Source organism: Mesorhizobium sp. M0663, from assembly GCF_040320585.1.
Classification (GTDB): domain Bacteria; phylum Pseudomonadota; class Alphaproteobacteria; order Rhizobiales; family Rhizobiaceae; genus Mesorhizobium.
Map to the genome: position 1 here is coordinate 1 of NZ_JAMYPX010000051.1, position 26,712 is coordinate 26,712.

Here is a 26,712-nt window from a genome sequence, read left to right on the forward strand (position 1 = left end):
GCCGGCACGCCGCTCATCTCCGACCCCGGCTACAGGCTGGTCGGTGAGGCGCTGGAACGCGGCATTCGTGTCGTGCCGATCCCCGGCCCATCAGCAGCACTTGCCGCTTTGACGGCATCCGGCCTGCCCTCGGACGCGTTTCTGTTTGCCGGCTTCCTGCCGGTGAAGACCGGGCAGCGGCTGACGCGGCTGGAAGCGCTGAAGGCGGTGCCGGCAACGTTGATCTTCTTCGAATCGCCGCGCCGGCTGGCCGAGACGCTCAGCGCCATGGTCGAGGTGCTGGGCGTTGCCCGCAAGGCAGCCATCGGCCGCGAGCTGACCAAGACCTTCGAGGAGATGCGGACCGGCACCCTGCAGTCGCTCGCCAGCCATTACGCCGCAGCTGATACGCCGAAAGGCGAAATCGTCATCTGCGTCGGCCTGGCGGATGTTGTCGCTGATGAGCCTGAAGACATCGACCGGCTGCTGCTTTCGCTCGCCGCCGAGATGCCGGCCTCCAAGGCAGCGGCGGAAGCCGCCAAGATGACGGGTGGCCAGAAGCAGACGCTCTATCGTCGGCTGCTCGACCTCAAGAATGCCGGAAGAGACGGGACCGGCGGAGACGGCGATGGCTGAACGGCCGAGCGCCAGCCGGCAAAAGGCCTACCGGCGCGGCCATCACGGCGAATGGCTGGCGGCGGCGGCGCTGATGCTGAAAGGCTACCGAATTCTGGCCCGCCGCCACCGCACCAGGTTCGGCGAGATCGACCTGATCGCGCGGCGTGGCGATCTGGTGCTGATCGTCGAGGTCAAGGCGCGCCGCACGCTGATGGAGGCAATGGAAGCCGTCGGTCGCGAATCGGAGCACCGCATCGAAGGCGCCGCCGATTTCTGGCTGTCGCGCCAATCCGACTACGGAAAATTATCGGTGCGCTTCGACATGGTGGCGGTGCTGCCGTGGCGCTGGCCGGTGCATGTCGAGAATGTGTTTTACGGGCGAAACTAGGCCATTCTCGACGTGGGGCCGTTTTGCTGCGCCTGCGGTTCAGATCATGGTTTGCCGATCTGTCAAGCATCCGCCCAGCGCTGACTGGAACAAAAGCGTTCCTGCGTTGTTCCCCAATCGTCCTGATGTTCGACGGGCTGGTTCAAATGCCGGCCAGGGCAGTCCGCGTGGCAGCTATGCGAGGACAAAGGGATGGCGAGGCAAATGGATCCCGACGATCTCAACCCGGAACGGATCGTCACCGTGTTCGGCGGAACTGGCTTTCTCGGGCGCAGGATCGTGAAGCGGCTCCTGGAAAGAGGTTTCACGGTGCGCGCCGCATCTCGCCATCCGGCTCGCGTGGCCCTGGTCTTTTCCTCGGTTACAAGGATGCCCGAAGCAGTCGAGGCGGATATATTGGATGCGTCCTCGATCGGGTCGGCCATTACCGGATCACAGGCGGTCGTGAATGCCGTCAGTCTTTACGTCGAGCAGGGCGTCCAGACCTTTGAACGCGTGCATGTGAAAGCCGCGGCCGATCTCGCTGCCGCGTCGCGCGACCGCGAGATCGACCAGTTCGTCCAGATTTCAGGGATCGGCTCCGATCCTCAATCGGATTCGAATTACATAAGGGCGCGTGGGCGCGGAGAAGGTGCCGTGGAAAGCGCATTTCCCGGCGCTTTCATTGTGCGTCCCGCCGTCATGACAGGACCTGACGACGCTTTCCTCACGACCATTGTGAGGATGATACGCCTCCTGCCGGTCTATCCGCTGTTCGGCGATGGTGGCACACGGCTTCAGCCGGTCTATGTGGCAGACGTCGCAGAAGCAGTGAGCCGGCTGATCGACGGGCGAACCCAGGGTTCATCCATATTCGAATTCGGTGGCCCGCGTATCTATACCTATAAGGAACTGCTTCGGGAGATCGCCCGACAGCTCGATACGCACGTCAAGCTGATGCCGGTGCCGTTTGCGGTATGGAACGCCTTGGCTGGCGTCGCGGAACTCCTCCCGGCTGCCCCCATAACGCGCAACCAGATCGATCTTATGCGTCAGGACAATGTGGCAGCAATCGACGCGCCTGGCCTGAAGGAACTCGACATCGAGCCGCGGGATATCGACGAGGTGATCCGTGCGATCGAACAGCGCCGTCGCGTAGGCTCGCTCTCGTCTCCGGCTTAGGACGGCCCCCTGATCCTGGCGGGAACCTATCGCCGCGCGACAGGTTGGTCGAGCTTGAAGCCAGTGAAAGAAGGAGAAGAACTATGGCCAGATGCGATCAATGCGGGAATGACTACGACAAGGCTTTCAACGTGACGATGGCCGACGAGACCTACACATTCGACAGCTTCGAATGCGCGGTCCAGAAACTTGCTCCGACGTGTCCGCATTGCGGATGCCGGATCATCGGACATGGCGTCGAACAGGATGACATCATCTACTGCTGCGCACATTGCGCCGCGGAGGAAGGCGCGAGCGCGCTGACCGATCGTGCGCCTTGACGCACCTCCTTTGGCGTCTCCAGGTCGACCATTCCGAACGACTGCGCCGGCTCATCCCATATGGCCAGTGCTGTCAGCACGACGACGACCAGCCGAGGTCAAGGCCGCCGCACGCTGATGGAGGCAATGGATGCAGTCGGCCGCGAATCGGAGCGCCGTATCGAAGGTGCTCGCGATTTCTGGCTGTCGCACCAATGGACTACGGAAAATTGTCGGTGCGCTTCGACAAAAGGCAGCGTGCGTCGTCTTGATCGCGCCAGAGCTGTCATGTTCTTGCACGTTCAAGAACCCGCGTTCGACGGTTAGACGCCGTTCCGTGGCAAGTCGGCTCCCGCTTGGACAAGTCGCTCCACGACGGCGGCCGCCTCCTCTGGAATGGCCGGTATGGTGCCCGACTTCCGCGTCGATCCGAAATCGAGGCCGGCGAAAAAGAGACCTGGAACAGCGCCGACGCCATCCTCGTGGACGGGCTGGCCGGCTGCATCGAGGGCGCCGGGGAGCCGGACCCATGAGAAATCGCCGGTGAAGCCCGTGCACCAGATCACTGATCTGATGCCGCTTGCCGTCCAGTCGAGGGAGCGGATCGGAGGATCGGGCAAGCGCGGGTCAACCGTCTCGGCCGGATCATCCTCGGCCAGTGGCGCATCGAGGCCGGCGCGCTCAATGTACCCGTCGACCAGGCGCTTGGTATTCGCGGAGACCTCGTCGGCAAATCGCATGTGGTCGTCGAGCTCGTCGCCGAAGACGAGGCTGCCATTCTCCACTCCCCTGAAGCGGCCGAGCAGCACCACGCCTTGCGCACTCAGCGATTGCAAACTGATCGTGTGCGTCGCGCCGACCAGCGCGCGGGCCTGCAGCTTGCCGGAAGGGAGGACGAGTTCCTTGCGCGGAACGTCGAGAAAACCGGACAGCGTCAGCCATTTAAGTATGTTGCCCCCGCGGTAGCGCCGCACCCAACGGCCGTTGCGGCTGGTCGCCAAAAAGACCACACGTCCTGCCAACGCCAGATCCTCGGCGATCTGGCCGCCCGACTGGCCGCTGCCGACCACCAGCACCGCGCCACTCTCGAACTCGGCCGGGTTGCGATAAGCCGAGGAATCGACTTGGCCAATTGCGGTTGGCAAATCCGCCGACCCTGCTGGCCGGACCTGCCGATTCTGGTCGCCGGTGGCGATCACCACGTTGCGCGCCAGAAATGCCCCGTCCGTCGTGGTGATGCGAAAGATCCCGTCGTCTCTCGTCAGCTCTTGCACCGGAGTTTGGGTGCTTACCGGCAGGCGGTGCCGCTCGGCATAGCCTTCGAGATACGCGACAAATTCGTGGTGGCTTATCGCGCCCCACGGCTCGGGCCCCTCGTAGGAATCACCGGGTAAGATGGAGCGAATGGTCGGCGAATTCAGTCGAAACGAGTTCCACCGCTGCGTTCGCCACGTCTCGCCGATCCGGCCTCGATCGAGCACGCGGTGGTCGCGGTCCTGCCGTTTCAAGAAGTAACTGACGCCGAGTCCCGCCGGACCGGCGCCAATAACGAGGGCGTCAAGAACTTCGCTCATGCATTCCCCCTGCCAACCATACGTCCACAAGATCGTATGGCTCGGCTTCGGGCAAGAATAGAGTTCCGGCTGGGATTGCGCTATCCGCGCCGGCTCACCCCCAGATTGCCAGCCCCGCCAGCCCGACGATGCCGACGACCAGCCGCCACCAGCCGAACAGCGCATAGCCGTGGCGCGAGACGTAGTCGAGCAGGAAGCGCACGACGATCAATGCCGTGACGAAGGCGGCGACGAAACCGACGGTGATGATGGGCAGGTCGGCGCTGCTCAGCACATTGCGATTCTTGAACAGGTCGAAGGCGAAGGCGCCGACCATCGTCGGTATGGCGAGGAAGAAGGAGAATTCCGCCGCCGCCCGTTTGTCGACCCCGAGCAGCAGCGCGCCGACGATGGTCGAACCCGAGCGCGACGTGCCGGGGATCAGCGACAAGCACTGGAACAGCCCGATCTGCAGATAAAGCCTGGTCGGGAACCGCTCGACATCGTGGTAATACGGCTTCGGCTTCATGCGATCGACCAGCAGCAGGATGACACCGCCGATGATCAGCATGATGCAGATCAGCCGCGGCGATTCGAACAGCACCGTCTTGATGAAGTCATGCGCCAGTGCGCCGATAATGGCCGCCGGCAGGAATGCGATGAGAATGCCAAGGACGAAATGCCGCGTCAGCCGATCGTAGGGTAGCTCGAGCAGCATCTTCCAGAGACGGCGGAAGTAGACGCTGAGGATCGCCAATATGGCGCCGAGCTGGATCAGGATCTCGAAGGCCTTGCCGGTCGAATGAAAGCCGAGGAAATGGCCGGCGAGAAGGATGTGACCGGTCGAAGATACCGGAATGAACTCGGTCAGGCCCTCGAGCAGGCCGAGCAGCAGCGCTTCGACGACGGTCTGGCTTTCCATGGCAACCTCGGCGTTGGAGTGAGGGCTTGAGAAAAGGGCTTGCTTGTCACGGCGCGGAACTCCCCCTATAGGTCGCAGCACCCTGACAGCCCGCTGAATCGGGCGGCCAAGACTTACCGGCGCAGCCGGCGATTTGCCAGTGCGCTCTATTATCGCGGGACCATGCTGACGCTTTTCCACCATCCGATGTTCGCCAGCTGCCGCTTCGTCCGCCTCGCCTTTGGTGAGTATGGCGAGGAACTAGCGCTGATCGAGGAGAAGCCGTGGACGCGGCGCAAGGAGTTCCTGGCGCTGAACCCGGCCGGCACGCTGCCGATCCTGCTCGCCGAAGGCGACGTGCCGATCGTCGGCGCGATGGTCATTGCCGAATATCTCGACGAGACGCGCGGCGTACTCAAGCGCGACAAGCGGCTATTCGCCGAGGATCCGATGGAGCGCGCCGAAATCCGCCGGCTGACCGACTGGTACCTCAACAAGGCGGAAAGCGAGGTTACCCGGCATCTGGTGCGCGAACGCGTTCTGAAGCCGGTCATGCCGGAAACGGCAGGCGGCGGATCGCCCGATTCGGCGGCGATCCGCGCCGCCCGCGCCAATATCCGCCAGCACATGAAATACACCAACTGGCTGGCCGGCACCCGTCATTGGCTGGCCGGCAACAAGGTCACCTATGCCGATCTCGCGGCGGCGGCAGCACTGTCGGTGCTCGACTATCTCGGCGAGATCGACTGGCGCGAACACAGCGCCGCGCGCGAATGGTATACAAGGGTGAAATCACGGCCTTCGTTCCGGCCGCTTCTGTCCGACCGGGTGCGTGGCCTGTCGCCGGTGTCACATTATGCGGACCTCGATTTCTGATACGGCAAAGCTGCGCGCGCTGATCGACCGCGAGGCGCGGAATGCCGGCTTCGACGCCGTTGCCGTCACCACGCCCGATGCGATTCCGCAGGCGCCGGAACGGCTGGCCGAATTCGTTGCCGACGGCTTTCACGGCTCGATGGGCTGGATTGCCGAAACGCTCGAGCGGCGAGGCAAACCGACGACGCTTTGGCCAGAGGTCCGCTCGATCGTCGTGCTGGCGATGAATTACGGCCCCGACCACGACCCACGCGACATCCTGGCAAAGCGCGACCGCGGCGCGATCTCGGCCTATGCGCAGAACCGCGACTATCATGACGTGATGAAAGGCCGGCTGAAGGAGATCGCCGGCAAGATCGTGGCGCGCGCCGGCGGGGACGTGAAAGTGTTTGTCGACACCGCGCCGGTGATGGAAAAGCCGCTGGCCGAGGCGGCCGGCCTCGGCTGGCAAGGCAAGCACACCAACCTGGTCAGCCGAACGCATGGCTCCTGGCTGTTCCTCGGCACCATCTTCACGACGGCCGAACTGGTGCCGGACGCGCCTGAGGACGACCATTGCGGCTCCTGCCGGGCCTGCCTCGACGTTTGCCCGACGGATGCCTTTCCGGCGCCTTACCGGCTCGATGCGCGGCGCTGCATTTCATACCTCACCATCGAGAACAAAGGACCGATCCCGCATGAGTTCCGGGAAAAGATCGGCAATCGCATCTATGGCTGCGACGACTGCCTGGCCGCCTGCCCGTGGAACAAGTTCGCCCAAGCCGCTTCGGAGGCAAAGCTTGCCGCCCGCGCGGACTTGCGCGAACCGCCGATCGCCGAGCTGCTGCGCCTCGACGACGCTGCCTTCCGCGTGCTTTTTTCGGGCTCGCCGGTCAAGCGCATCGGCCGCGCCCGTTTTATCCGCAACGTGCTGATCGCCGCCGGCAATTCCCAGGACTTGTCGCTGGCCGGCGCCGTCCGCGCGCTGCTCGACGACGCCTCGCCCCTGGTTCGCGGAGCTGCGGTATGGGCGCTGTTGCGGCTGGTGCCGAGTCGGGAGTTTGCCGAGCGTGCAGCGGCCGCATTGCAAGCAGAAGATGACGAGGCGGTGAGAGGCGAATGGCTTCTGGCCCTGCCAAAGCCGATCGAGGCACATACATGACCAAACAGCAGATTTTCATCTTCGGCGCCGGTTATTCGGGCAAGGCCTTTGCCCGCGCCAACAAGGATGCCGACACAGCGATCTTCGGTACAACACGGTCGCTGGAAAAATTCGCGGCGCTGCGGCAAGCCGGTATCGTGCCGCTGCGTTTCGATGGCACGCTGACCTCCGAAATCGGCGATGCGCTTGGGAAGACAACCCATCTCGTCGTCTCGGTCGCGCCGGACGAGGCCGGCGACCCGGTGCTGGGTGCGGCTCGCGAGGTGATCACGGCCAACATGCCGGAGCTCGAATGGATCGCCTATCTCTCGACCGTCGGCGTCTATGGCGACCATGGCGGCAATTGGGTGGACGAGGCCGCCGAATGCCGGCCAGTATCGAAGCGATCAGCGATGAGGGTTGCCGCCGAGCAGGATTGGCTGAAACTGGGCCACGACACCGGCCGGCCGGTGGCGATCCTGCGGCTTTCCGGCATTTATGGGCCAGGCCGCAACGCCTTGGTCAATCTGGAAAACGGCACTGCGCGGCGGCTGGTCAAGCCGGGCCAGGTGTTCAACCGCATCCATTGCGACGACATTGCCGGCGCGCTCTGGCATCTGGCCGAAGGCAATCGCGGCGGCATCTTCAACGTCACCGACGACCTGCCGGCGCCGCCGCAGGACGTCGTCGCCTATGCCGCCCAATTGATGGGCATCGAGCCGCCGCCCGAAATTCCGTTCGAGACCGCCCAACTTTCGCCCATGGCGCGGTCCTTCTACGGCGAGAACAAGCGTGTCGCCAACGCGGCGATCAAGGCGGCCGGCTATGGGTTTCGCTTCCCCGACTACCGTTCGGCGCTCGACGCCATGTGGGCGAGCGGCGACTGGCGCGACGGCGAGGCGCGCAGCCCGATGAAACGGTCATGATCGATACGTTGCGCGGGGCGTGGTATGATGCGGTTCAAATCGCGGAGGGGTCCAGCTTGGGGAAGACGTTAAAGCGAGCCTTGCCCGGCAAAACACTGCTGCTTTCGGCAGCACTGGCCGTCGCCAGCTTGACAGCGCTGGCAACGCAGACGGCGGGCGCCGAGCAACGGGCAAAAGACCTGTTTGGCGCCAAAAGGCTGCCGGCGGTCGCAGCAGCGCAATCGATCGGCTTCTACTCCAAAGGCTGTTTTTCCGGCGGCGTCGCCCTGCCCATGGATGGCCGGCACTGGGAGGTGATGCGGCCGTCGCGCAACCGCCGCTGGGGTCATCCCGCAATGATCGCGCTGATCGAGAAATTGTCGCGCGACGCTGCCGCCGACGGCTGGCCGGGCCTATTGATCGGCGACATTTCGCAGCCGCGCGGCGGGCCGATGCTGACCGGCCATGCCTCCCACCAGATCGGCCTCGACGCCGACATCTGGCTGACGCCGATGCCCGACCGCAAGCTCTCGGCCGAAGAGCGCGAAAACATCAGCGCTACCTTGATGGTCGATGAAAAAACCCACTTGGTGAAGGACGGCGTGTGGACGCCGATGCATACGCGGCTGTTGAAGCGCGCCGCGAGCTATCCCGAAGTCGAGCGCATCCTGGTCAATCCAGGGATCAAGAAGAAGCTCTGCGACACGGTCAAAGGCGACCGCGGCTGGTTGCGCAAGGTCAGGCCGTTCTGGGGCCACGACTACCACTTCCACATTCGCATCGGCTGCCAGGCTGGATCACCCGACTGCAAGGCGCAGGAAGCGACGGCGCCGGGCGATGGCTGCGACCAGGCGCTGGCCTGGTGGTTCACCGAGGGGCCGTGGCGCCCCAACAAGAACCCGGACAAGCCGAAGGCACGCGACGTGATGACGATGGCGAACCTGCCCAGGCAATGCCAGTTCGTGCTCGACGCGCCGGCTCCGCCCTCGGCGGAAGCAGTCACCTACTATGGCGACGGCGTGCCGATCGCGGCAGAACCTTCGCCGCCGCCGACGGTCGCAGCCGGCGCGGCAGCGCTTCCGGCCTCGGCGAACGCCTTTGTGGCGACCCCCGAGATCGGCATTCCGCTGCCGCGGCCACGACCGGGGCACTGATGCGGGCAGCGTGTTTGCTGTCTGCATCCGTGCATCTCCACTTCGAAAACCGATTTCCCTTTTTGCGGTCATGCGCTAGTCAACGAGAGAACGGCGATACGCGTCGGGAACGGACGAGAGCATGCCAGGCGTAAGCGACGACGACACTCTGTTGCGATTTCCGATCCTGATCGGCGACATAGGCGGCACCAATGCGCGCTTCTCGATTGTGCTCGACGCGAATTCCGAGGCCGGCGAGCCGACAATCGTCCAGACCGCCAACTTCAATACGATAGACGAGGCGATCCAGTCGGCCGTGCTCGACCGCTCGTCGGTCCGGCCGAATTCGGCTGTGCTGGCGGTAGCCGGTCCTGTCGAAAGCGACGAGATCCCGCTTACCAATTGCCCATGGATCGTCAAGCCGAGACAGATGTTCGCCAGTCTCGGTCTCAGCGACGTCGTGGTGCTCAACGACTTCGAGGCGCAGGCGCTGGCTGTCGTCGCGCTCGGCGAAGAGCACATGGAAAAGATCGGCGGCGACGAGCCGGAACCGAATTCCGGGCGGGTGGTGCTCGGCCCGGGAACTGGGCTCGGTGTCGCCGGGCTGGTTTATGCGCTGCATCACTGGATACCGGTACCCGGCGAGGGCGGCCATATGGATATCGGCCCGCGCTCGCCGCGCGATTTCCAGGTGTTTCCGCATATCGAGAAGCTCGAGGGCCGCATCTCCGGCGAACAGATCCTGTCCGGACGCGGCCTGGTCAATGCCTACCGGGCGGTGGCCAAGGCGGACGGCAAGCCGTCGCCCTTTACAACGCCTGCCGAGGTCACCGCCGCGGCACTGGCAAAGAACGATCCGGTGGCCGAAGAGGCGCTGTCGATCTTCGTCACTTGCCTGGGGCGCACCGCCGGCGATCTCGCTCTAGTGTTCATGAGCCGCGGCGGCGTGTTTCTCACCGGCGGCATCGCGCAAAAAATCCTGCCGGCACTGCGCACCGGCAATTTCCGCGCCGCCTTCGAGGACAAGGCGCCGCACAGCGCCCTGATGCGCAGCATGCCGGTCTATGTCATCACCCATCCGCTGGCGGCGCTTTTAGGGCTGGCCGCCTATGCCAGAAATCCGTCGCTGTTCGGCGTGCAGACGGCGGGGCGGCGCTGGCGGGTCTAGGATACAAGCTGCGCCGCGACGAAGTTTCGCCGTCCTCGGCCATAGGCAAGCCGCCATCGGGGCGTTAAGAGGTTGCCGAATTGCAGCCGGCCGAAGCCAAAACCACAAAGCGCTCCAACTTGACACTTCCAGCACCAACCAAAGGGAAAGCCCGGCCCAGCGAGATCGTGGCGGTGATCCGCCGCATCGTCGCCGAGAACAGCCGCGATTATCGCTGGTACTATGCTCTTGCCGTGCTGTGCCTGGTGACGATCGCGGCGACGACCGCCTTCACCGCCTGGATCATGAAGGATGTCGTCGACCAGATCTTCTATAAGCAGCGCGGCGATCTTATCGCGCTGATCAGCGTGTCGATCCTGGCCGCCTTCATGCTGCGCGGGCTGGCCAGCTACGGCCAGGCAGTGACGCTGGCCAAGATCGGCAACAATCTGGTGGCGCGCTACCAGCGCCGCATCTTCGACCATCTAATGAAGCTCGGCGTCGGCTTCTTCAACGACACCCGCTCGGGCCGGCTCGCCGCGCAGATCAACGAGAACGTCAACGGCATCCGCGATCTCCTGTCGATGACGCTGACATCGCTGGCGCGCGATGCCGTATCGCTTGTCGCGCTGGTCGGCGTCATGATCTGGCAGGACCCGGTGCTCTCGGCGATGTCGCTGCTGATCGGGCCGCCCTTGATCTACAGTGTCAGCTATCTGATGCGTCGGGTGCGTCGCATCACGCGTGAGTCGGTGCAGATCAACTCGCGGCTGATCGGCGCCATGCAGGAAGCGACGCAAGGCATCGCTATCGTCAAGGCCTTCACCTTGGAAGACGAGCTGTCGCGCCGCATCGGCGGCCTCGTCGCCGGCGCCGAGCAGCGGGCAAACAAGATCGCCCGCGTCTCCGAACGGCTGACGCCGATCTCCGACATGCTGGCCGGCTTCGCCGTCGCCGGCGTCATCGCCTATTCCGGCTACCGGGCGACCGTCGGCGGCCAGCCGCCGGGCGCCGTCGTTGCCTTCCTCACCGCCCTGCTGCTTGCCTATGATCCGGCCAGGCGGCTGGCGCGCATGCAGGTCGGTATGGAAAAGTCGCTGGTCAATGCGCGCATGATCTACGAGCTTCTCGACCTCGAGCCGCAGCAAGGTGACGTGCCGGCAGCCGCCGAGGCGAAATTCGCCTCCGGCGAAGTGCGCTTCAACAACGTGTCCTTCCGCTATGTCGAAGAGGCGCCGGTCCTGCAGGACCTGAGCTTTGTCGCCGCCGCCGGCAAGGTGACCGCCATCGTCGGCGCCTCGGGCGCCGGCAAGACGACGCTGGTTGCGCTGCTGCAGCGCTTCCACGACGTCGAGTCGGGCAGCATCGAAATCGACGGCCAGGACATTTCAAAAGTCACCAAGCATTCGCTGCGCGGCTCGATCGCCTATGTCTCGCAGCAGCCCTATCTGTTCGAAGGCACCATCCGCGACAACATCCGCTACGGCAGACTGAGCGCCACCGACGCCGAGATTGAACGCGCCGCCCAACAGGCCGCGGCACACGATTTCATCCGCCAGCAGCCGCAAGGCTACGACACGCCGGTCGGCGAGAACGGCGTGACGCTGTCGGGCGGCCAGCGCCAGCGTGTATCGATTGCACGCGCTATCGTTCGGCAGGCGCCGATCCTGCTGCTCGATGAAGCCACCTCGGCGCTCGACAACGAGGCCGAGGCCCGCGTCCAGGAAGCGCTGACCCATGTCATGGAAGGGCGCACCACCATTGTCATCGCGCACCGGCTGTCGACGGTGGTCAATGCCGATCATATCATCGTGCTGGAGCAGGGCCGGCTGGTCGAACAGGGCACGCATGCCTCGCTGATGGCCGACCCGCACAGCGTCTATGCCCGGTTCCACCGGGTGCAAGGCAGGAAAGGGCTGGGGCTTGTCGATGACGGCAAGCCAATCCAGACTGCGGCGCAAAATGTCCGCGCGAAAAAGGCGGCCGGGAGACATTCATGAGTGACACGCCGACCGTTAGTGAAATGGGCCTGGTGGTGGTGGGCGCGGCCGGCCGCATGGGCCAGGCGCTGATCCGCGCCATCCACACGATACCGGGCGCCCGCGTCGCCGGCGCCATCGAGCGGGCCGGTTCGCCCCATATCGGCAAGGATGCCGGCGAGCTGGCCGGCGTCGGCAGGCTCGAGGTGGTGATCGGCGACGATCCGCTGCCGGCCTTCGCCAAGGCCGACGGCGTGCTCGATTTCACTACGCCGGCCGCGACCGTCGAATTCGCCGGCTACGCCGCACAGGCGCGCATCGTCCATGTCATCGGCACCACCGGCTGCTCGGCCGAAGACAATGCCAGGATCGCGGCGGCGGCACGGCACGCGACGGTGGTCAAGTCAGGCAATATGAGCCTCGGCGTCAATCTGCTGGCGGTGCTGGTGGAACAGGCGGCGCGCGCGCTCGATGCCGACGATTTCGACATCGAGATCCTGGAAATGCACCACCGGCACAAGGTCGATGCGCCGTCGGGCACGGCGCTGCTGCTCGGCGAAGCCGCCGCTGCCGGGCGCGGCGTAGCACTTGCCGGCAACGATGTTCGCGTGCGCGACGGCCATACCGGCGTGCGCAAGGCAGGCTCGATCGGTTTCGCCAGCTTGCGCGGCGGCTCGGTGGTCGGCGATCACAGTGTGGTGCTGGCCGGTACCGGCGAGCGCATCACGCTCGCCCACCACGCCGAAGACCGGGCGATCTTTGCTCGTGGCGCGGTCAAGGCAGCCCTGTGGGCGCGCGGCCGCAAGCCGGGCCTCTATTCGATGCGGGACGTGCTCGGCCTGACAAGCTGATCCACAGACTTGGCTGATCCACAGATTTGGCTGATCCACAAGATTTGAAGGAGCAAATATGTCGAGAACTCTCGTGCTCGTGCGCCATGGCCAGAGCGAATGGAATCTGAAGAACCTATTTACCGGCTGGCGCGACGTCGACCTGACCGAACTGGGTCATGCCGAGGCCAAGGCGGCCGGCGCCAAGCTCAGGGCGCGCGGCATGAAATTCGACATCGCCTTCACGTCGTCGCTGATCCGGGCGCAGAAGACCTGCCAGCATATTCTCGACGCCGTCGGCCAGAGCGATCTCGAGACCATTCGCGACCAGGCGCTGAACGAGCGCGACTATGGCGATCTCTCCGGCCTCAACAAAGATGACGCTCGCAAGAAATGGGGCGAGGAGCAGGTGCATGTCTGGCGCCGCTCCTATGACGTGCCGCCGCCCGGCGGTGAAAGCCTGAAGGACACCGGCGCGCGCGTCTGGCCCTATTACCTGCACGATCTGCAACCGCATGTGCTGCGCGGCGGCACCGTGCTGGTGGCGGCGCACGGCAATTCGCTGCGCGCGCTGATCATGGCGCTGGACGGCAAATCGGGCGAGGAGATCGTCGAGCTCGAGCTCGGCACCGGTGTGCCGATCATCTACACGCTCAACGCCGATTCCACGGTGGCGTCGAAGGAAGTGCTGGAGCATTGAGCCGGAGAAGGAACGCGGCTTTCAAAAAAGCGCGTTGACACTCATCCCTCGCCCGCTTAATGAGCGCGCACCAGCCCAGATGGCGGAATTGGTAGACGCGCACGGTTCAGGTCCGTGTTCCGCAAGGAGTGGAGGTTCGAGTCCTCTTCTGGGCACCATCAGCTTGTAAGTACCTGATTTCATTCAGGTTCTGATTTTGCTTTTCCAGTTCGGCCCAGTTGTAACAGTGACTGTTATAGTCGGGGCTCGAATCGGATGGCGAAACTGCCCGAACGGATGATGGCGCGAAGCGGCACTTTTTATTGCCGGATTTGGGTTCCCACGGACATTGCCCCTATATACGGGCGTAAAATCGTGGTCCGGTCCTTGCGCACAAAAGATCTGAAAACAGCCAAGTCGCGTCTCGCTCGCAAGAGCGTCGAACTGGATAACCAGTTTGACGAGATTCGTGCCGATCAGGTCGCCGTGGACGATCACGGCGCAGCTGTGCCGCAGGACTCTAGGACGATCCGCACCCGCTTCTCCGAGATTGCCCGCGAGCACGCCATTACGGCGAGCGATCGAGAGTTCGTTCGCCGTGCGGAGTTCTTCAACCAGGCGACGGCGGAGCCAGCCCGGTTCTGGCGTGGCGAGTTCGGACCTCTGCCGGCGCCGGCGGATTTCGGGCACGAAGAACAGGACGCCTACACTTACTTCGACCACCTCGTTGCCGAAGGCGATCTCGAAAAAATCGTCGCCTTCATCAACCGCTTTCGTCTCAGCAAGCGCATCAAAATCCTGCAGGGCATGCGGGCGACCGGAAATCTCGCTGAATTCGTTGCGACGGCCAAGGACCGCATACCCGGAATGAATCGGCCCGATGCGATCGCTCTTGGCCGGTTGCTGCTTCAAGACGAGTTAGATGCACTTCGGGCAATTGCCGAGGGGCAGCCCGATCCATCGTTGGGCGATCTTCGCGCAGGCAATTTTCGGCAGGTGGAAAATCCTGAGGCGCCTAGCCGTTCCCTGCCGACGGTACCAACCGCCAAGCCGATCTCGCTCGACGAACTCTTCGAACGTTGGGAGGCGGAAACCGATCCGAGTGCCAGCACACTGTCCAGTTGGCGGGGCATCATGCGCGACCTGAAATCATTCGTCGGCGACAAGGCGGACGATATTACTCGCATCGCCGCCGAGGACATCGTCGGCTGGAAAGACAAGCTCGTTAAAGCCAACAAGGCGGCGGCAACCATCTCGCGAGGTTATCTCGGCTGCGCCCGTGCGCTGTTCAGGTTTGCCGTGGCGAACAGGCTGGCGGCGTCCGACCCCTCCCAGGGCATCAAGGTTGCGCGTAAGACGAAGGCGGGCAAGAAGATGCTCGGCTACAGCGGCGAGGAGGTGGCTCGTCTGCTGGACCTGGCCAGCAATGCTTCTGATCCCTGGAAGAAGTGGCTCCCCTGGTTGGCAGCCGCGACAGGCTCTCGAATTGGGGAGGTCGCACAGCTCCACGGCAGTCATGTGTTTAAGGAAGACGGATACCAGGTCGTCAAGATCATGCCCGCGAGCGATGCCGGCAGCCTCAAAAATGCCGAAAGCGAAAGGACGGTGCCGATCCATCCCGCACTTCTCACAGCTGGATTCCTGGAATTCGTGGCAGAGAAGGGACAGGGGCCACTCTTCTATGGCCGCTCGTCAGGCGATCCAAAGCGAAAGCACGCCTCGAAGGGCGTTGCCAACCGGCTGGCGTCCTGGATTCGGAAGAATGGGTTTTCCGATCCACGCAAGGCGCCGAACCACGCGCTGAGGCACTGGTTCAAGACCGAAGCGTCAAGGGTTGGCATTTCTGACAGCGTGGCAGACGCTATCCAAGGCCACACCGACAGCAGTTCCTCGGGTGTGTACAGGCATATCGGCTTGGCGCTGATGGCATCAGCGCTCGAGAAGATCGAACTGCCGCCGCGCCGCGGCGTGTCCTTAGATGCTTAGCGCTACACGTCTGCGCTGGAGCAAGCTCGCAACCTCATGATTGCGCCAAGAGCAGTGATCGCCGAACCACTACTCAGACGTAGCGTTTGGGCCGGAACCGGGGTGGCAAATCAGAGATGGACCGGGCGATAGTGCGCTTTCGCAGGCCTCGCTCCGGTGCCGCCACGTCCGCCGCTTCAGGGCGTGCGGGTATTTCACCGCCGCCAACATGCACCTACTCAGGCAGGCCCGCCAGATGCCAGCCATCAACAAACGGCTGCGCAGTGCTCATGCTCTTAAAGGGTGAGTTCGCCGCCCAATCAGCGGACCTCCAATTTGGATTGCCGGCAAGAAATAGGCGGGCTTCCTCCTGTGCCTCAGAAATGCGGCCGCCAAGGGCAAGTGCGGCAATCAGATGCTCCCTCGAACCCGTCCCGTAGGTTTCTTCCTTGCTCAAGGACGCAACAGCTTCCTCGTAGTGACCGGAGGAAATTTGCGCCATTCCCATGATCCAGAAATACCAACCGGGTGGACGAGGATTTAAACGCAGCGCCTCTGCACAAGCGGTCAGCGCCGCTTCCGGCTTGCCTAAGTAGATTTGAAGCTCCCCCATCCATGCAACCGCATCTGCATTGTTGGGATTTAGCCGAACGGCAGCATCGAATTGGAATTTTGCTTCATCCCAATTGCGCTCATTAAGCTGAACGCAGCCCAGGATCCTGCGAGCATGGGAATCGCCAGGATCGATTTCCACGGCCCGTTGTGCGTGCATCAGAGCCTTTGCGCGACCGGGTATCTGTGGTTCGCCCCAAATAATCCAGCCAAATAGCAGTGAGATGGCAAGATTGCTGTGCGCTTCGCAGTAGTTTGGATCGATCTGAACGGCACGTTCCAAATCAGCACACGCCTCACTGTTGTCTGATCTCGACATGTTCCATTTGCCTCGCGACCTAACACAAAGATCATAGGCTTCGAGATTTGACGGTCGGGAACGGGCAACAATATTCTTTTCACCAAGCTTGCCAGAAATCGCTTCAACAACGCGTCGCGTGACCTCGTCCTGAACGTCGAAGATGTCGGCGATTTCGCGGTCGAAACGCTCGGCCCAGACATGATTGCCGCCTTCCGCCGCGTTGATCAGCTGCACATTTACACGCAAACGCTTGACGGACCGCCTCGCGCTGCCCTCAAGTATGTACTTGACCCCTAGATCGCGAGCGATCTGACGGACATCACTAGGCTTGCCCTTGTAGGCGAAGGTGGAGTTACGGGCGATTACGAAGAAGCCCGGTACATTGGAGAGATCGGTGATGATGTCCTCTGTCAGGCCGTCGGTAAAGAACTCCTGTTCGGCGTCGCCGCTCATGTTGATGAAGGGCAGCACGGCGATGGACGGCTTGTCGAGAAGGGCGAGCGGAGCCGGTGTGGCGCCGATTAAGACAGTTGGCTCGCGACGGGCAGGCGTACCGACCTCCAGCGCATAAACACGCATCGGCTCAGCAATGTTCTTAAGGACTCTCTCGCCGAGATCACAAATCGCGAGGTCGTGCCGGCTCCGCACCTGACGGTAGGCATCTTCGGACAGGCAGATGGTTCCTGGTTTCGCTATGCCCTCCAGACGAGCAGCGATATTGACGCCATCGCCCATCAAGTCGCCATCCGCTTCCTCGACAACATCGCCGATATGAATACCGATGCGCAGTTCAATTCGACGCTCTGCCGGCAATCCGGAATTGCGCTCGAGCATCCCTACCTGCAGCTCCATAGCGCAGCGGACCGCGTCAACGCCGCTCCGAAACTCGGACAGCACGCCATCGCCGGTGCTCTTCACGACCCGACCCCGATGAACTGCGATGGTCGGGTCGACGAGGTCGCTTCGCAGCGTGCGGATGCGAGCGAGCGTACGATCCTCGTCACTCGCCGTCAGACGGCTGAAGCCGACGATGTCCGCCACCAGGATTGCCGCGAGCTTGCGTACTTCGGTCATTGCATGCCCATACCCGAACCTATCACAGCTGCGGACGGATGCCGCGCAGTTTGTGGCCAGCGAGATACCATTGCAATCCGTTCCGCTACGAACGAAGAAGCAGAGCTTTGGGTCGTGAAGGAGTGACCGCTCTCGAGGAGCGGTTGCACGATCGCAATCGGGCCGATGCGCCAAAGGCGCTTCTCAGACAGGCAGCCTTGGAGTCGAGAGCGGACTGTCCGATTCCCGGATGAATAGGCCAGAAAACCGACATTACGCTGCCGACCCATTACGCACGCTCGTATCGTCACCGTCATCGCTCTTAAAGCGGACGTTCGATCTGTGAAACAGAATACTCCGATTCTGTTTCAAACGTAGACGCTGCCTTTTGTCGAAAGGGAGGCTTGTCAGTTTGTGGGTTTCCAATCTCGCGCCAGGCGCTGTGCTTCGGCGATCTGGTCGGGAGACATTTTGCTAGCGGCGTTATTCCTGTTCAGAACCGCAACCTTGTGCCCCTGCGCCGCCGCTAAATTGAACCACATGTATGCAAGCACGTAGTCCTGCGGGACGCCTTGGCCGGTGGCATACAAAAATCCGAGCTCGTGCTGAGCAAAGGCATGGCCTTGTCCGGCCGCCAGCCGATATAACTTTGCCGCCTCGGCATAGTCCTGCGGGACGCCTCGGCCGTTGGCGACCATGTAACCGAGGAAGTATTGGGCCTCGGCATTGCCTTGTTCGGCCGCCAGACGATACCACTTTGCCGCCTCGGCACGGTCCTGCGGGACGCCTTTGCCGGTGGCGACCATGTAACCGAGGAGGTATTGGGCCTCGGCATTGCCTTGTTCGGCCGCCAGACGACACCACTTTGCCGCCTCGGCATAGTCCTGCGGGGCGCCATGGCCTTGGGCATACAGGATGCCTAAGCTGGTAATGGCCTTCACATGACCTTGGCCGGCTGACAGACGAAACCACTTCATCGCCTCAACATAGTCCTGCGGGACGCCTCGGCCGGTGGCGTACATATGACCGAGGTTGAATTGGGCATCGGCATGGCCTTGGTCGGCTGCTAGCCGATACGACTTTGCCGCCTCGGCATAATCGCCATGCTTATAAGCGGTAACGCCATCCTCGAATGGCCCAGCAATCGTCGGACCGACCAGCATTATAGCGACGATGAACCCGGCGAGAATACGCTTCAGCACGGCAACATTCTTCCTCTGCCAGTTTTTATAGAGCTGCGCACCATCAGCTTCACGATGGCACTAGACCAAATGAAACAGAATTGGGCAATTCTGTTTCAGCATAAGCCTCATGAGCGACTGCTTTTCGCGCTGTTCACGAAAGCGGCCGTTCCGCTTCCGAGATAGCCGTTATGGCTGGTCCAGTTTGGGTCACGGGAGCGGACTGGCAGCTTTCGGCGGTTGAATAGGAATAAGCAGACGCTGTACGCGGAAAGCTGAGGTCTCGGATTGCGGACGCTCGGAAAGCAATTGCGGTTTCGTTCGCGCCTAGGCCGTTTGGACAGGACACTGTTTTCAAGCAGATCTGAGGCCGGGCAGCAGTCGCACGATCGACGAGAGGGGCGTCACAGCAGACGGCGCTGATTTTTTCCCGGAGCCGGCGGGGTTTCCCTTCTATCAGAACGTTCCTCGCCCTTGTCCGATACCTTTCGATCGCCATTCTCGACTTCCATGAACCTGCCGGAACCGCCAGTGTCAGCCTCCGGGCGGCCTATCCAACCGTCCGCGAACTTTGGTCGGCTGATATCGGCGAAGTCGAGCAACGCACCAAGAAACCCCTTTGTATCCGCATCGAGGTGATCGAAGGAAACCAGATGCGAAGCGTAGGCGGCCTTCTCAAGAGATTTCGCGATGCTAAACAGCTTCTCCGAATTGCTTAGCCTAATGACGATCTCGGCGAGTCCTTCGGCAGGAACCGCGTTCAGCTCAGCCGTGAATTTCTCCCGGATCACCTGAGCCAACCCCGCGCCGTTCGGCAAGTATTCCCTGATCGCAGCCTCGGTCCACCGCAGGTTGGCCAGCGCACCCTCGGTGTTAGCCCCGAAACGGACAGCGTCAGTCATGTGGCGCACGCGTTCGGCCGTGGGCCTGAGAGCCGTGTCCGCAGATGCGAAATCGAAGGCGGCGGCGGCGATGGCGGCGGAGAGATAGGAAAGGCGTCCTGCTCCCCTGGCCGCGGCGGAGGCAGGATGCGCATTCACGACCTCGCGCGCGAAAAGCTGGAAGCCTTCGAGCGCGGTGTTGGCGCATGATGGCCCGAACCTGTCGGCGACTGCGGATTTCACCTCGTCAATCTTGTCCCGGAAAACGCGACCGTTCCTCGCGTTGTCGATATCCGCGATCTCGCTGATGAACTCTTCTTCGGTCATGCGGTTCAGGCCGGACAGTGCGTCGCTGTCCTTCAGCCGCTGCAGGTCCGCTCCGTCAATCCACAGCACGCCATGCTTCCGCGCCAATTCCCGCAGCATCGGGCGGTTGTCGGTGGTCGCGACGCCCGCGCCTTCGACGGCAATGACGCTTGCCACGCCCTTGACGAAGAAAAGCCGCTCCGCTGCCTGCGGGGTCTTCTTGTCCTTAATGTCGATGATGGTGCGACGGCGGGCTAGCGTCGCTGAACGCTCGTATACCCACATGTCGATGTCGGTCAGTTCGATGCCGTCATGCCGCAGCTTGATGCCTCGCATGACGAAGAAACCAGCACGAAGAAAATAGGCTCTGATCAGCTCTTCGGTCTTCAGACCCTTTGCACCACTGGCCTTGGCCATCATAGGCTGCCTCCACCGCGCACAGCGCTCAACAGCGTCCGCATCTGCGACTTGCTTTGCGCTCCCTGCTTCTTGGTCCGGAAATCCGTTCGAGCGGCCTCCGGCGGAGTGTATCCGCTCATGCCAGCGCTCGGAAGAACCTCCAGCGCCGCAGCGGCGGCATCGCCACCCTTCAAAACCTGCAGGGCAATCTGACCCACCTCCATCTTCAGGAGGCGCATCGTGAAATAGCCGTTCCCGGTTTGCGTGATCTGTACGACCCGCTCGAACTCCAGCGCCCTGTAGTCGCTACCGATAGCGGGGGCTGGCCCGACAGCCTGGCCTCGGAGTAGCTTGCCGAGGATTAGTTCAACTCCCCAAATTCGGCCGCGGACAGGCGTGCTCTGAGACATGCCGTAGCTCAGCGCGGACACCAGAGCCTTGGCATGATCAAACGCGTCGTCGATCAGCGGACTCGTGAACTTGTGGAACGCGCCGGGCGACGTCATGAACGCGTGTTCTCCTGCCTCATTGGACACGACGTTGATGTCGAAGACGGCTGCGGCCTGCAGCTTCGAGAGCAGCGGAGCGCCAAGCATCTTCCTCGCGTGAGTAGCCACGATCGCGCCCTTCAGCTTGAGCAGCTCCTCGAACTGCCGAAGGCTAGCCTGTTCGGCTGGCGTCAGCGAGTCGAGCACTTTCTTGGTCTTTTCGGCCGTGTTCCGCCGGAACAGGTTGCCGTTGAACAGAAGGCGGTCATCGCCTTCGCCCTCGGCGTCAACGAAACCGATGCCATACGCCTGGGTGAGGAAATCGGAAGTGTCGCTTTTGGACAGCTTATAGATATCGCCGATATATTCCGACGCGGCCTTCACGCCGACGGGCGCGGAAGATGCGAGCTCGGCAAGCCCAAGGGAAGCCCGCTCGAACGGCTGCGGTTCGTTCTCGTCGAAAAGGTCGGCGGCGTGACCGAGCGCGGTGCGGCCGGTCACGCCAATAACCGAAACGGCGCCGTCAGCGGCAACGTCGATGACCCTGCGTTCCTGTAGCTGGCCGAGACATGCTTGCAGCTCGGTCTTAGGATTCAGGCCACCGATCCGTGCAGCGGCAACCACCTGGCTGTTGCTCAGGTCCGCCTGCTTGCTCTCCGCAAGCCTGACCAGCAGCGAAGCCGCCTTTGCAGCTAGGTCAATTGCGCTGTATTCGGACGCGCCGCGCTGGTCGCCGGAGACCTTCCTGCCGTGATGGATGACCCATGCACCCTTCGTCTGCTTGTCCATGTGAATCCCCCGTCCAGCCCAAGATTGCACTAACATTGTATACGTCACTTGCACAGGTTATCTCGTACGTGTGACTACGTTCACGGGTTCACGATCCACTGTGGATTTTGGCGGCGCAAGACTTTCTAGTCGTGCCAGCGACGTCTGCTTTTGGGATGTAGAGAAGCTCGGCGCTGAGAACGACATGGGCCGCGTCGCTGATAGGCGGCTTAGGGCCCGAATAGCCGAACGTCCGCTCTCGCGATATCACAGCAGCAAGCTGTCGTTCGATGAATGCGTCCAGCGCGGCTTCGCGCAGTGCCATGCCGCGGCTGCGGCCTGGAGCGACGACCACCGTTACGCCAAGGCAGGCTTGATGCTGACGCGGCGAACGTGGTTCAGAACTCGCTGCTGGCGACGATCGACCGGGCCCAGCGCCGCCGCCTCAATGCCGCAACGGCTGCCATGGGCATGAGGCGCGGCTGGTCGACGCAGTTTGAGCGACGATCGCCAGCGTACACGACCCATTGGGGGGAACTGCCGCGAGTCAGCTGAGACCGACCATGATTGTTGTGCTAGTTTTGGCCAAAAATTTGAGGGGGAAGACTTGGTCCAAAGTTTCCGTTTGCTTCAGAATGTTGGCCAGTTCGACAATGTTTCAGCTGGGGCGCATCTGCCGCTTGCAAGGTTCGCCTTGTTATATGCGGAGAACGGGCGAGGAAAAACCACACTCGCCGCAATCCTGCGTTCGTTGGCCAGCGGCAACGCAAATCTCATTTTGGAACGTCGACGCTTAACCGCCGCACATTCGCCTCAGGTGGTTATTGGGCTCCCGGGCGACACTGCAGTCTTCCAGAACGGCCGCTGGTCGCAGTTAGTGCCCGACGTCGTTGTCTTCGACGATAGATTTGTGAGTGAGAACGTCTATTCCGGCATGAGCGTAGATGCGGCCCATCGGCAGAAGCTGCATGAGTTGATCATTGGGGCTCAGGGCCTTGCGTTGAACAGTAGGCTGCAGGGCGAGATTACTCGCATCGAGCAACACAACCGTCAGCTAGCAAGTTCGGCGGAAGCGATTTCGGCCGACATTCGGGGACGGCTAACGATAGACCAATTCTGCGCCTTAGAGCCTCGCGACAATCTCACCGAGCAGATCCAGGAGGCGGAACGCAATCTGGCGGCAGCACGGTCGGCACGCGAGGTGGCTCAGCAATCTGTCTTTGCTGCCGTGACCCTGCCACGGTTTGATCTAGAGGCGATCGAGAGGGTTTTGGCGCTTGGACTCGAGGGGCTGGAGAATCTCGCCACGGAGCGCCTGGACGAACACTTCGCGGCACTTGGCGAAGGGGGCGAAGCCTGGGTCGAAGACGGAATGAATAGGATGGGCCATTTACCTGACGGATGCCCGTTTTGTGCTCAGCCCTTGGCCGGCTCGACTCTGATACAGCACTATCGGGCTTATTTTAGCGACGGCTATACGCGCCTGAAACGCGATATCTCAGATGCGATGATGATCGTCGGAGGCCATCATAACGGGGACGCCAAAGCGGCCTTTGAGCGATCCGTGCGGGTGCTAGGAGAGCAAGCCGCTTTCTGGTCTCGTTTTATGGAAATACCGGACACCACGCTAGACACCGCTCGGATTGTGCGGCTGTGGAACGCAGCCCACGAGGCAGTGTTTCTTTGCCTTAGTGCCAAAAGTGAGCAACCTCTTGAGATGATCCCACTACCCGAGGACGCTCGGAGCGCTGTCGAGGCATATCACACCGCCTGTGCGACTCTGGACGACCTGAGCGCCAGGCTCATTGAGCTCAACACTAACATCTTACTTGTAAAGGAACGAAGCGCTGCAGCTAATCTGGCAACGCTTTCAGAGGATTTGGCGATACTGCGGCGACACGAGGCGAGGATAATGCCCGCTATGGATGCCGCTTGTACCGCGTATCTCGACGAGAAAGCTGCAAAGGCTAGTACGGAAACGGCAAGAGCAGCTGCCCGCGCGGCCCTCGACAATTATCGCGGTCAGGTCTTTCCCGCGTATGAAACTGCCATCAATGCCTATCTGAAGCGATTTAACGCTGGTTTTCGGCTTACCAATGTCGCATCGGTCAACAATCGATCAGGTTCGGCAGCTAACTATGCCGTTACGATTGACCGGCAGGCGGTACCATTGGTGCCTGCGAATGATGCCGATCCTGGTTTTCACACCGTATTGAGTGCTGGCGACCGCAACGCGCTAGCGCTGGCATTTTTCTTCGCCTCGCTGAACCGAGATCCTCGTCTGGCCCAGAAGATCGTTGTCATCGACGATCCGATGACCAGTCTTGATGAGCATCGCTCGCTCACCACCGTAAGAGAGATCGTCCGACTCCTAGGCAATGTACAGCAGGTCATTGTGCTGTCTCACTCAAAGTCGTTCCTCTACAACCTTTGGGAAGAGACGCGTCCCGGGGATCGCTCTGCTTTGAAGGTCGTCCGTGACCACGGATCCTCAACGTTGGTTTCATGGGACGTAAGCCAAGATAATGTCACCGAGCATGATAGGAGACATGCGCTCATCGAACAATTCATCCGGAGCAGTGTTGGCATTGACGAACGCGAGGTGGCGGCTGCAATTCGGCCAAAACTCGAAGCGTTTCTGAGGGTCGCCTATCCCACTCATTTTCCCGCAGCCACGTTGCTTGGTCCGTTTATTGGTGCAGCCAGACAGCGTCTCGGCACTCCGGATGAGTTCATGAACGTCGCTGATATCAATGAGCTGGAGGCCTTAAAGGACTACGGCAACCTCTTTCATCATGACACAAATCCTGCGTGGCAGACCGTGGCGATCAACGACCAGCAATTGTTGGATTTCAGTCAACGCACGATCCGTTTTACCCGGCGCTCTTAAGGCGTTTCAACCGATGAAATATGACTTTGACTATGAGTTCAAACCTGTAGGTGACATTCTCGCCTCGCAGCACCGCACGTGTGGGGTTGATGCCTTCGTCCTCGTCTACCTTCGTGCGGAACGCCAGATACGCAAGCTACTGACCTTTTTGGTATATCAATCGAGCGCTTTTATCGAGCGAGACGGCCCGGCCCTTCGCCAGACGCTGCACGACGCCAAAAATCTCTCATTTCCCATGTTTGACAAAGGAATTGCAGACCTTGCCGGCGTCGGGCTACAGGCGATGGTCGGCGCCGACTATGCACGCTTAGTGACGACGTTGAAACGGGCCAAGCGATATCGGGACAAACTCTTTCACGGCCAGCTGCCCGATCAGTTCGTCTCAACGGCGGAATTTACAGCGGTAATAGACGAGATTCGCGAATGGTGCCGGCTGCTTGCTGAGGGCGCACAACGCGAGATCGGATACGACGGCGTGCAGCCAGATTCTCACCGAAAGGGAGACCGCGCCCACATCGCACAGCGGTCTTCAGCAAGGCTACCGAACCTCGCCGCCTATGCAGCATTTCTCAAGGCCCTCTAACCTTCGTCCTATTCAAATGACGCCAACACAAGGCTCACATGATGGAGCCTATTGATAGTGTTGCAATCCAATCTCTGCCAAAATCGCTCATTGCCTCGTCCAGGCAAGCGAGCCTTGTCGTTCAATTGGCCGAGCGGGCCTTGTTTTGCAGCCAGACGAGTTACCTTGGAAAGTGCCTCATAACTTAATTGCTGACCTAACTAATTGATATTAAATAGACATTCTCTCTGTAGATCGAGAAGGCGAGATTTCGATGCGAAACGCGTGGCGGACGTGGCTAGGAAAATTTGATCAATCCCTCGAAGAGCTCGGCGTATCGACGATAGATGTCAGTGGCTTCGAGGATGCAGAACGCCGCTCCGTTGCTTTGGCCCTGTTTGCGCGGCTGCGCGCGGAGCTTCGCGCAGCGCTGACGTTGGCGGACGCAGGCCATGACATGGCGTTTCGGTCTTACTGCCGGTCAGCCATTGAGTGCGCCCTCCATCTCTACCATGGTGAAGTGAACGCCAGCTATCTCGAGCAGTTGCACACCGACGATACGGTGAGCCGCCGGTCGCGTGCAAAAACCTTTTTAAAAAACGCTCCTGGAGGACTCCCGGCGGACGCTAGGCAGAGCCTAGAGAAATTCCTTCAGGACAGCTCCAAGGCAAAGGGAAAGCTGCTCGTCTCTGAGATCGAAACTCCGTTCCCCCGGCTTAATCACGTCTATCGGGAGATCTCGGCTGATGCGGCTCACGTAACCTGGACATCCCTTCACCGGCAGTTGAACCAAAACAAACCGGGATGGATTACGGTCGAGATCGATGCCCAAGTGTCCACCGACGAAATGGAGGAAGCAGCGTCCATTCTCGCTTTCGCGGGACTAGTGGCGGTCAGGTCGCTTCTGCAAATCGTACCTGAGCTTAAGGAGCAATATGACCTCGAGGCGATGTTCCGAACCTACAAGCCTATCTATCAAGAGGGTCGAACTCGCGCAGAGTAAAAGAAGCCGCCATCGAGCGGACCGAGCTCTGACACTCACCTGCCAGTAGTGTTAACGCAAGTTGCATTGCCTCAATGTTCTATCAATGAGAACGTCCTTTATCATTCAATCTCAATTCTAATTCGCTCTCCAAGTTGGCGGCGACTGAGGCTCTTGCTGTTAGGCAGCGCATGACGGCTTTCAGGATCGGTGAACGCTTATCCAAGAGTCCGAATTGCGGCGCATTCCTGACGTTCAGTCTGTGACTGGTATGGGCCAGAGAAGGACCAAGGGGCTTCAATGTCTTAAGAGAGCCGCGAAGAGCCAGCTCACTCCTTCATGGCGAACGTCGGATTTCGGTGGCAGTATTTGTCATCTGCGTCCGCCCATGCGTTCCAATCGATCGAGATCGGAAGGTTTTCATCGTGCGCATCCCAAACGGTGATCTCCCAGTTCGGGTGTTTTGCCCGGCAATGCCTCCCATGTGCCTCGGCATCTCTCATGCCGTCGACATCGAACCTGAGGCCAAGCGCGGCGTCGCTTATGATGTCCGTCCACCAAAAGCGAACGCGCGTTGACGACCAATTCATAAAGAGACTGGTTTCGATAAGACCGACGAGGCTGTTCTCGTCTGGGCGCCGCGCCAAAACGATGTAAGCGCGAATTTCCCCGCACCTTTTGCTGTTGAGTGCTCTGATGCATGAGGTGTCCACCAAAATAGGTGGACACCTTGTGATGGAAGAAGATGAGCAGAAA

At 61.3% G+C, this 26,712-nt stretch carries 25 protein-coding genes, 1 tRNA gene and 1 pseudogene; 19 read left to right on the top strand and 8 right to left on the bottom strand.

What is annotated here, in order from left to right:
- From rsmI to NKI54_RS36640, 5 genes and pseudogenes are all read left to right on the top strand, one after another.
- Positions 1-615, top strand: a 615-nt coding sequence (gene rsmI, locus NKI54_RS34105; RefSeq protein ID WP_352694200.1) for a 16S rRNA (cytidine(1402)-2'-O)-methyltransferase, incomplete at its 5' end; no start/stop codon positions are given.
- A complete protein-coding gene (locus tag NKI54_RS34110) occupies positions 608-985 on the top strand; it encodes a YraN family protein (RefSeq protein ID WP_023678973.1) in 378 nt (125 codons plus the stop codon). The genes rsmI and NKI54_RS34110, both read left to right, overlap by 8 nt.
- A gap of 192 nt (positions 986-1,177) precedes the next feature.
- Positions 1,178-2,146: a complex I NDUFA9 subunit family protein gene (locus NKI54_RS34115; protein WP_352620850.1), complete on the top strand. Its 969-nt coding sequence runs from the start codon at positions 1,178-1,180 to the stop codon at positions 2,144-2,146.
- Positions 2,147-2,229: 83 nt separating this feature from the next.
- Entirely contained in the window at positions 2,230-2,466 is a 237-nt protein-coding gene (locus NKI54_RS34120; protein ID WP_254817997.1) for a metallothionein, read from the top strand.
- 99 nt (positions 2,467-2,565) lie between these two features.
- A pseudogene (locus NKI54_RS36640) lies at positions 2,566-2,693 on the top strand (YraN family protein); the annotation flags it as partial.
- A 75-nt stretch (positions 2,694-2,768) separates the two neighbouring features.
- Here the strand turns inward: NKI54_RS36640 and NKI54_RS34125 are convergent.
- Complete coding sequence (locus NKI54_RS34125) at positions 2,769-4,019, bottom strand: flavin-containing monooxygenase (RefSeq protein ID WP_352575346.1); 1,251 nt, start codon at positions 4,017-4,019, stop codon at positions 2,769-2,771.
- A 94-nt stretch (positions 4,020-4,113) separates the two neighbouring features.
- Positions 4,114-4,920, bottom strand: a complete 807-nt coding sequence (locus NKI54_RS34130; RefSeq protein WP_352575348.1) for an undecaprenyl-diphosphate phosphatase — start codon at positions 4,918-4,920, stop codon at positions 4,114-4,116.
- A gap of 162 nt (positions 4,921-5,082) precedes the next feature.
- Here NKI54_RS34130 and NKI54_RS34135 point away from each other — a divergent pair, with 162 nt between their 5' ends.
- From NKI54_RS34135 to NKI54_RS34180, 10 genes are all read left to right on the top strand, one after another.
- Complete coding sequence (locus NKI54_RS34135) at positions 5,083-5,775, top strand: glutathione S-transferase family protein (RefSeq protein WP_352476844.1); 693 nt, start codon at positions 5,083-5,085, stop codon at positions 5,773-5,775.
- A complete protein-coding gene (gene queG / locus NKI54_RS34140; RefSeq protein ID WP_352575350.1) occupies positions 5,756-6,916 on the top strand; it encodes a tRNA epoxyqueuosine(34) reductase QueG in 1,161 nt (386 codons plus the stop codon). Before NKI54_RS34135 ends, queG begins: the two co-directional genes overlap by 20 nt.
- Complete coding sequence (locus NKI54_RS34145) at positions 6,913-7,821, top strand: SDR family oxidoreductase (RefSeq protein WP_352636213.1); 909 nt, start codon at positions 6,913-6,915, stop codon at positions 7,819-7,821. Before queG ends, NKI54_RS34145 begins: the two co-directional genes overlap by 4 nt.
- 56 nt (positions 7,822-7,877) lie before the next feature.
- Positions 7,878-8,954: a penicillin-insensitive murein endopeptidase gene (gene mepA, locus NKI54_RS34150; protein WP_502898305.1), complete on the top strand. Its 1,077-nt coding sequence runs from the start codon at positions 7,878-7,880 to the stop codon at positions 8,952-8,954.
- A gap of 121 nt (positions 8,955-9,075) precedes the next feature.
- A complete protein-coding gene (locus tag NKI54_RS34155) occupies positions 9,076-10,101 on the top strand; it encodes a glucokinase (protein WP_352451886.1) in 1,026 nt (341 codons plus the stop codon).
- 119 nt (positions 10,102-10,220) lie between these two features.
- Complete coding sequence (locus tag NKI54_RS34160; protein ID WP_352620857.1) at positions 10,221-12,080, top strand: ABC transporter ATP-binding protein; 1,860 nt, start codon at positions 10,221-10,223, stop codon at positions 12,078-12,080.
- Positions 12,077-12,910, top strand: a complete 834-nt coding sequence (dapB, locus tag NKI54_RS34165; protein WP_352620859.1) for a 4-hydroxy-tetrahydrodipicolinate reductase — start codon at positions 12,077-12,079, stop codon at positions 12,908-12,910. The genes NKI54_RS34160 and dapB overlap by 4 nt, the downstream gene beginning before the upstream one ends.
- Positions 12,911-12,968: 58 nt before the next feature.
- Positions 12,969-13,589: a 2,3-bisphosphoglycerate-dependent phosphoglycerate mutase gene (locus NKI54_RS34170; protein ID WP_352636208.1), complete on the top strand. Its 621-nt coding sequence runs from the start codon at positions 12,969-12,971 to the stop codon at positions 13,587-13,589.
- Between the two features lie 73 nt (positions 13,590-13,662).
- Positions 13,663-13,747, top strand: a tRNA-Leu gene (locus NKI54_RS34175).
- 97 nt (positions 13,748-13,844) lie between these two features.
- Positions 13,845-15,554 (top strand): DUF6538 domain-containing protein, encoded by a 1,710-nt coding sequence (locus NKI54_RS34180; RefSeq protein ID WP_352694205.1) that lies wholly within the window; start codon positions 13,845-13,847, stop codon positions 15,552-15,554.
- A gap of 214 nt (positions 15,555-15,768) precedes the next feature.
- Here NKI54_RS34180 and NKI54_RS34185 read toward each other — a convergent pair whose 3' ends face one another.
- The 5 genes from NKI54_RS34185 to NKI54_RS34205 form a co-directional block, all read right to left on the bottom strand.
- Positions 15,769-17,520: an adenylate/guanylate cyclase domain-containing protein gene (locus tag NKI54_RS34185; protein ID WP_352694207.1), complete on the bottom strand. Its 1,752-nt coding sequence runs from the start codon at positions 17,518-17,520 to the stop codon at positions 15,769-15,771.
- Between the two features lie 386 nt (positions 17,521-17,906).
- Entirely contained in the window at positions 17,907-18,701 is a 795-nt protein-coding gene (locus tag NKI54_RS34190; protein WP_352694209.1) for a tetratricopeptide repeat protein, read from the bottom strand.
- 383 nt (positions 18,702-19,084) lie between these two features.
- Positions 19,085-20,287, bottom strand: a complete 1,203-nt coding sequence (locus NKI54_RS34195; protein WP_352694211.1) for a hypothetical protein — start codon at positions 20,285-20,287, stop codon at positions 19,085-19,087.
- Positions 20,284-21,543 carry a hypothetical protein gene (locus NKI54_RS34200; protein ID WP_352694212.1) on the bottom strand — a complete coding sequence of 420 codons (1,260 nt, stop codon included), beginning with the start codon at positions 21,541-21,543 and terminating at the stop codon, positions 20,284-20,286. The genes NKI54_RS34195 and NKI54_RS34200 overlap by 4 nt, the downstream gene beginning before the upstream one ends.
- 88 nt (positions 21,544-21,631) lie before the next feature.
- Positions 21,632-21,847: a hypothetical protein gene (locus tag NKI54_RS34205; protein ID WP_352694223.1), complete on the bottom strand. Its 216-nt coding sequence runs from the start codon at positions 21,845-21,847 to the stop codon at positions 21,632-21,634.
- Here NKI54_RS34205 and NKI54_RS34210 point away from each other — a divergent pair.
- The 4 genes from NKI54_RS34210 (at position 21,817) to NKI54_RS34225 (ending at position 25,977) form a co-directional block, all read left to right on the top strand.
- A complete protein-coding gene (locus NKI54_RS34210) occupies positions 21,817-22,077 on the top strand; it encodes a DUF4113 domain-containing protein (protein ID WP_352694214.1) in 261 nt (86 codons plus the stop codon). The genes NKI54_RS34205 and NKI54_RS34210 overlap by 31 nt on opposite strands.
- A 52-nt stretch (positions 22,078-22,129) precedes the next feature.
- Complete coding sequence (locus NKI54_RS34215; RefSeq protein ID WP_352694216.1) at positions 22,130-24,412, top strand: AAA family ATPase; 2,283 nt, start codon at positions 22,130-22,132, stop codon at positions 24,410-24,412.
- Between the two features lie 13 nt (positions 24,413-24,425).
- A complete protein-coding gene (locus tag NKI54_RS34220; RefSeq protein ID WP_352694218.1) occupies positions 24,426-24,995 on the top strand; it encodes a hypothetical protein in 570 nt (189 codons plus the stop codon).
- Between the two features lie 253 nt (positions 24,996-25,248).
- Entirely contained in the window at positions 25,249-25,977 is a 729-nt protein-coding gene (locus tag NKI54_RS34225; protein WP_352694220.1) for a hypothetical protein, read from the top strand.
- Positions 25,978-26,285: 308 nt separating this feature from the next.
- On the opposite strand, the gene NKI54_RS34230 is transcribed toward NKI54_RS34225, so the two are convergent.
- The coding region (locus NKI54_RS34230; RefSeq protein ID WP_352694222.1) for a hypothetical protein at positions 26,286-26,712 on the bottom strand (427 nt) is incomplete at its 5' end.

Excerpts from the sequence above, each read along its gene's own strand:
- NKI54_RS34110 (WP_023678973.1), top strand. The coding sequence starts at position 608 with ATGGCTGAACGGCCGAGCGCCAGCCGGCAAAAGGCCTACCGGCGCGGC.
- NKI54_RS34115 (WP_352620850.1), top strand. The coding sequence starts at position 1,178 with ATGGCGAGGCAAATGGATCCCGACGATCTCAACCCGGAACGGATCGTC.
- NKI54_RS34120 (WP_254817997.1), top strand. The coding sequence starts at position 2,230 with ATGGCCAGATGCGATCAATGCGGGAATGACTACGACAAGGCTTTCAAC.
- NKI54_RS34125 (WP_352575346.1), bottom strand. The coding sequence starts at position 4,019 with ATGAGCGAAGTTCTTGACGCCCTCGTTATTGGCGCCGGTCCGGCGGGA.
- NKI54_RS34130 (WP_352575348.1), bottom strand. The coding sequence starts at position 4,920 with ATGGAAAGCCAGACCGTCGTCGAAGCGCTGCTGCTCGGCCTGCTCGAG.
- NKI54_RS34135 (WP_352476844.1), top strand. The coding sequence starts at position 5,083 with ATGCTGACGCTTTTCCACCATCCGATGTTCGCCAGCTGCCGCTTCGTC.
- queG (WP_352575350.1), top strand. The coding sequence starts at position 5,756 with ATGCGGACCTCGATTTCTGATACGGCAAAGCTGCGCGCGCTGATCGAC.
- NKI54_RS34145 (WP_352636213.1), top strand. The coding sequence starts at position 6,913 with ATGACCAAACAGCAGATTTTCATCTTCGGCGCCGGTTATTCGGGCAAG.
- NKI54_RS34155 (WP_352451886.1), top strand. The coding sequence starts at position 9,076 with ATGCCAGGCGTAAGCGACGACGACACTCTGTTGCGATTTCCGATCCTG.
- dapB (WP_352620859.1), top strand. The coding sequence starts at position 12,077 with ATGAGTGACACGCCGACCGTTAGTGAAATGGGCCTGGTGGTGGTGGGC.
- NKI54_RS34170 (WP_352636208.1), top strand. The coding sequence starts at position 12,969 with ATGTCGAGAACTCTCGTGCTCGTGCGCCATGGCCAGAGCGAATGGAAT.
- NKI54_RS34180 (WP_352694205.1), top strand. The coding sequence starts at position 13,845 with ATGGCGAAACTGCCCGAACGGATGATGGCGCGAAGCGGCACTTTTTAT.
- NKI54_RS34185 (WP_352694207.1), bottom strand. The coding sequence starts at position 17,520 with ATGACCGAAGTACGCAAGCTCGCGGCAATCCTGGTGGCGGACATCGTC.
- NKI54_RS34195 (WP_352694211.1), bottom strand. The coding sequence starts at position 20,287 with ATGATGGCCAAGGCCAGTGGTGCAAAGGGTCTGAAGACCGAAGAGCTG.
- NKI54_RS34200 (WP_352694212.1), bottom strand. The coding sequence starts at position 21,543 with ATGGACAAGCAGACGAAGGGTGCATGGGTCATCCATCACGGCAGGAAG.
- NKI54_RS34210 (WP_352694214.1), top strand. The coding sequence starts at position 21,817 with ATGCGTCCAGCGCGGCTTCGCGCAGTGCCATGCCGCGGCTGCGGCCTG.
- NKI54_RS34205 (WP_352694223.1), bottom strand. The coding sequence starts at position 21,847 with ATGGCACTGCGCGAAGCCGCGCTGGACGCATTCATCGAACGACAGCTT.
- NKI54_RS34220 (WP_352694218.1), top strand. The coding sequence starts at position 24,426 with ATGAAATATGACTTTGACTATGAGTTCAAACCTGTAGGTGACATTCTC.
- NKI54_RS34225 (WP_352694220.1), top strand. The coding sequence starts at position 25,249 with ATGCGAAACGCGTGGCGGACGTGGCTAGGAAAATTTGATCAATCCCTC.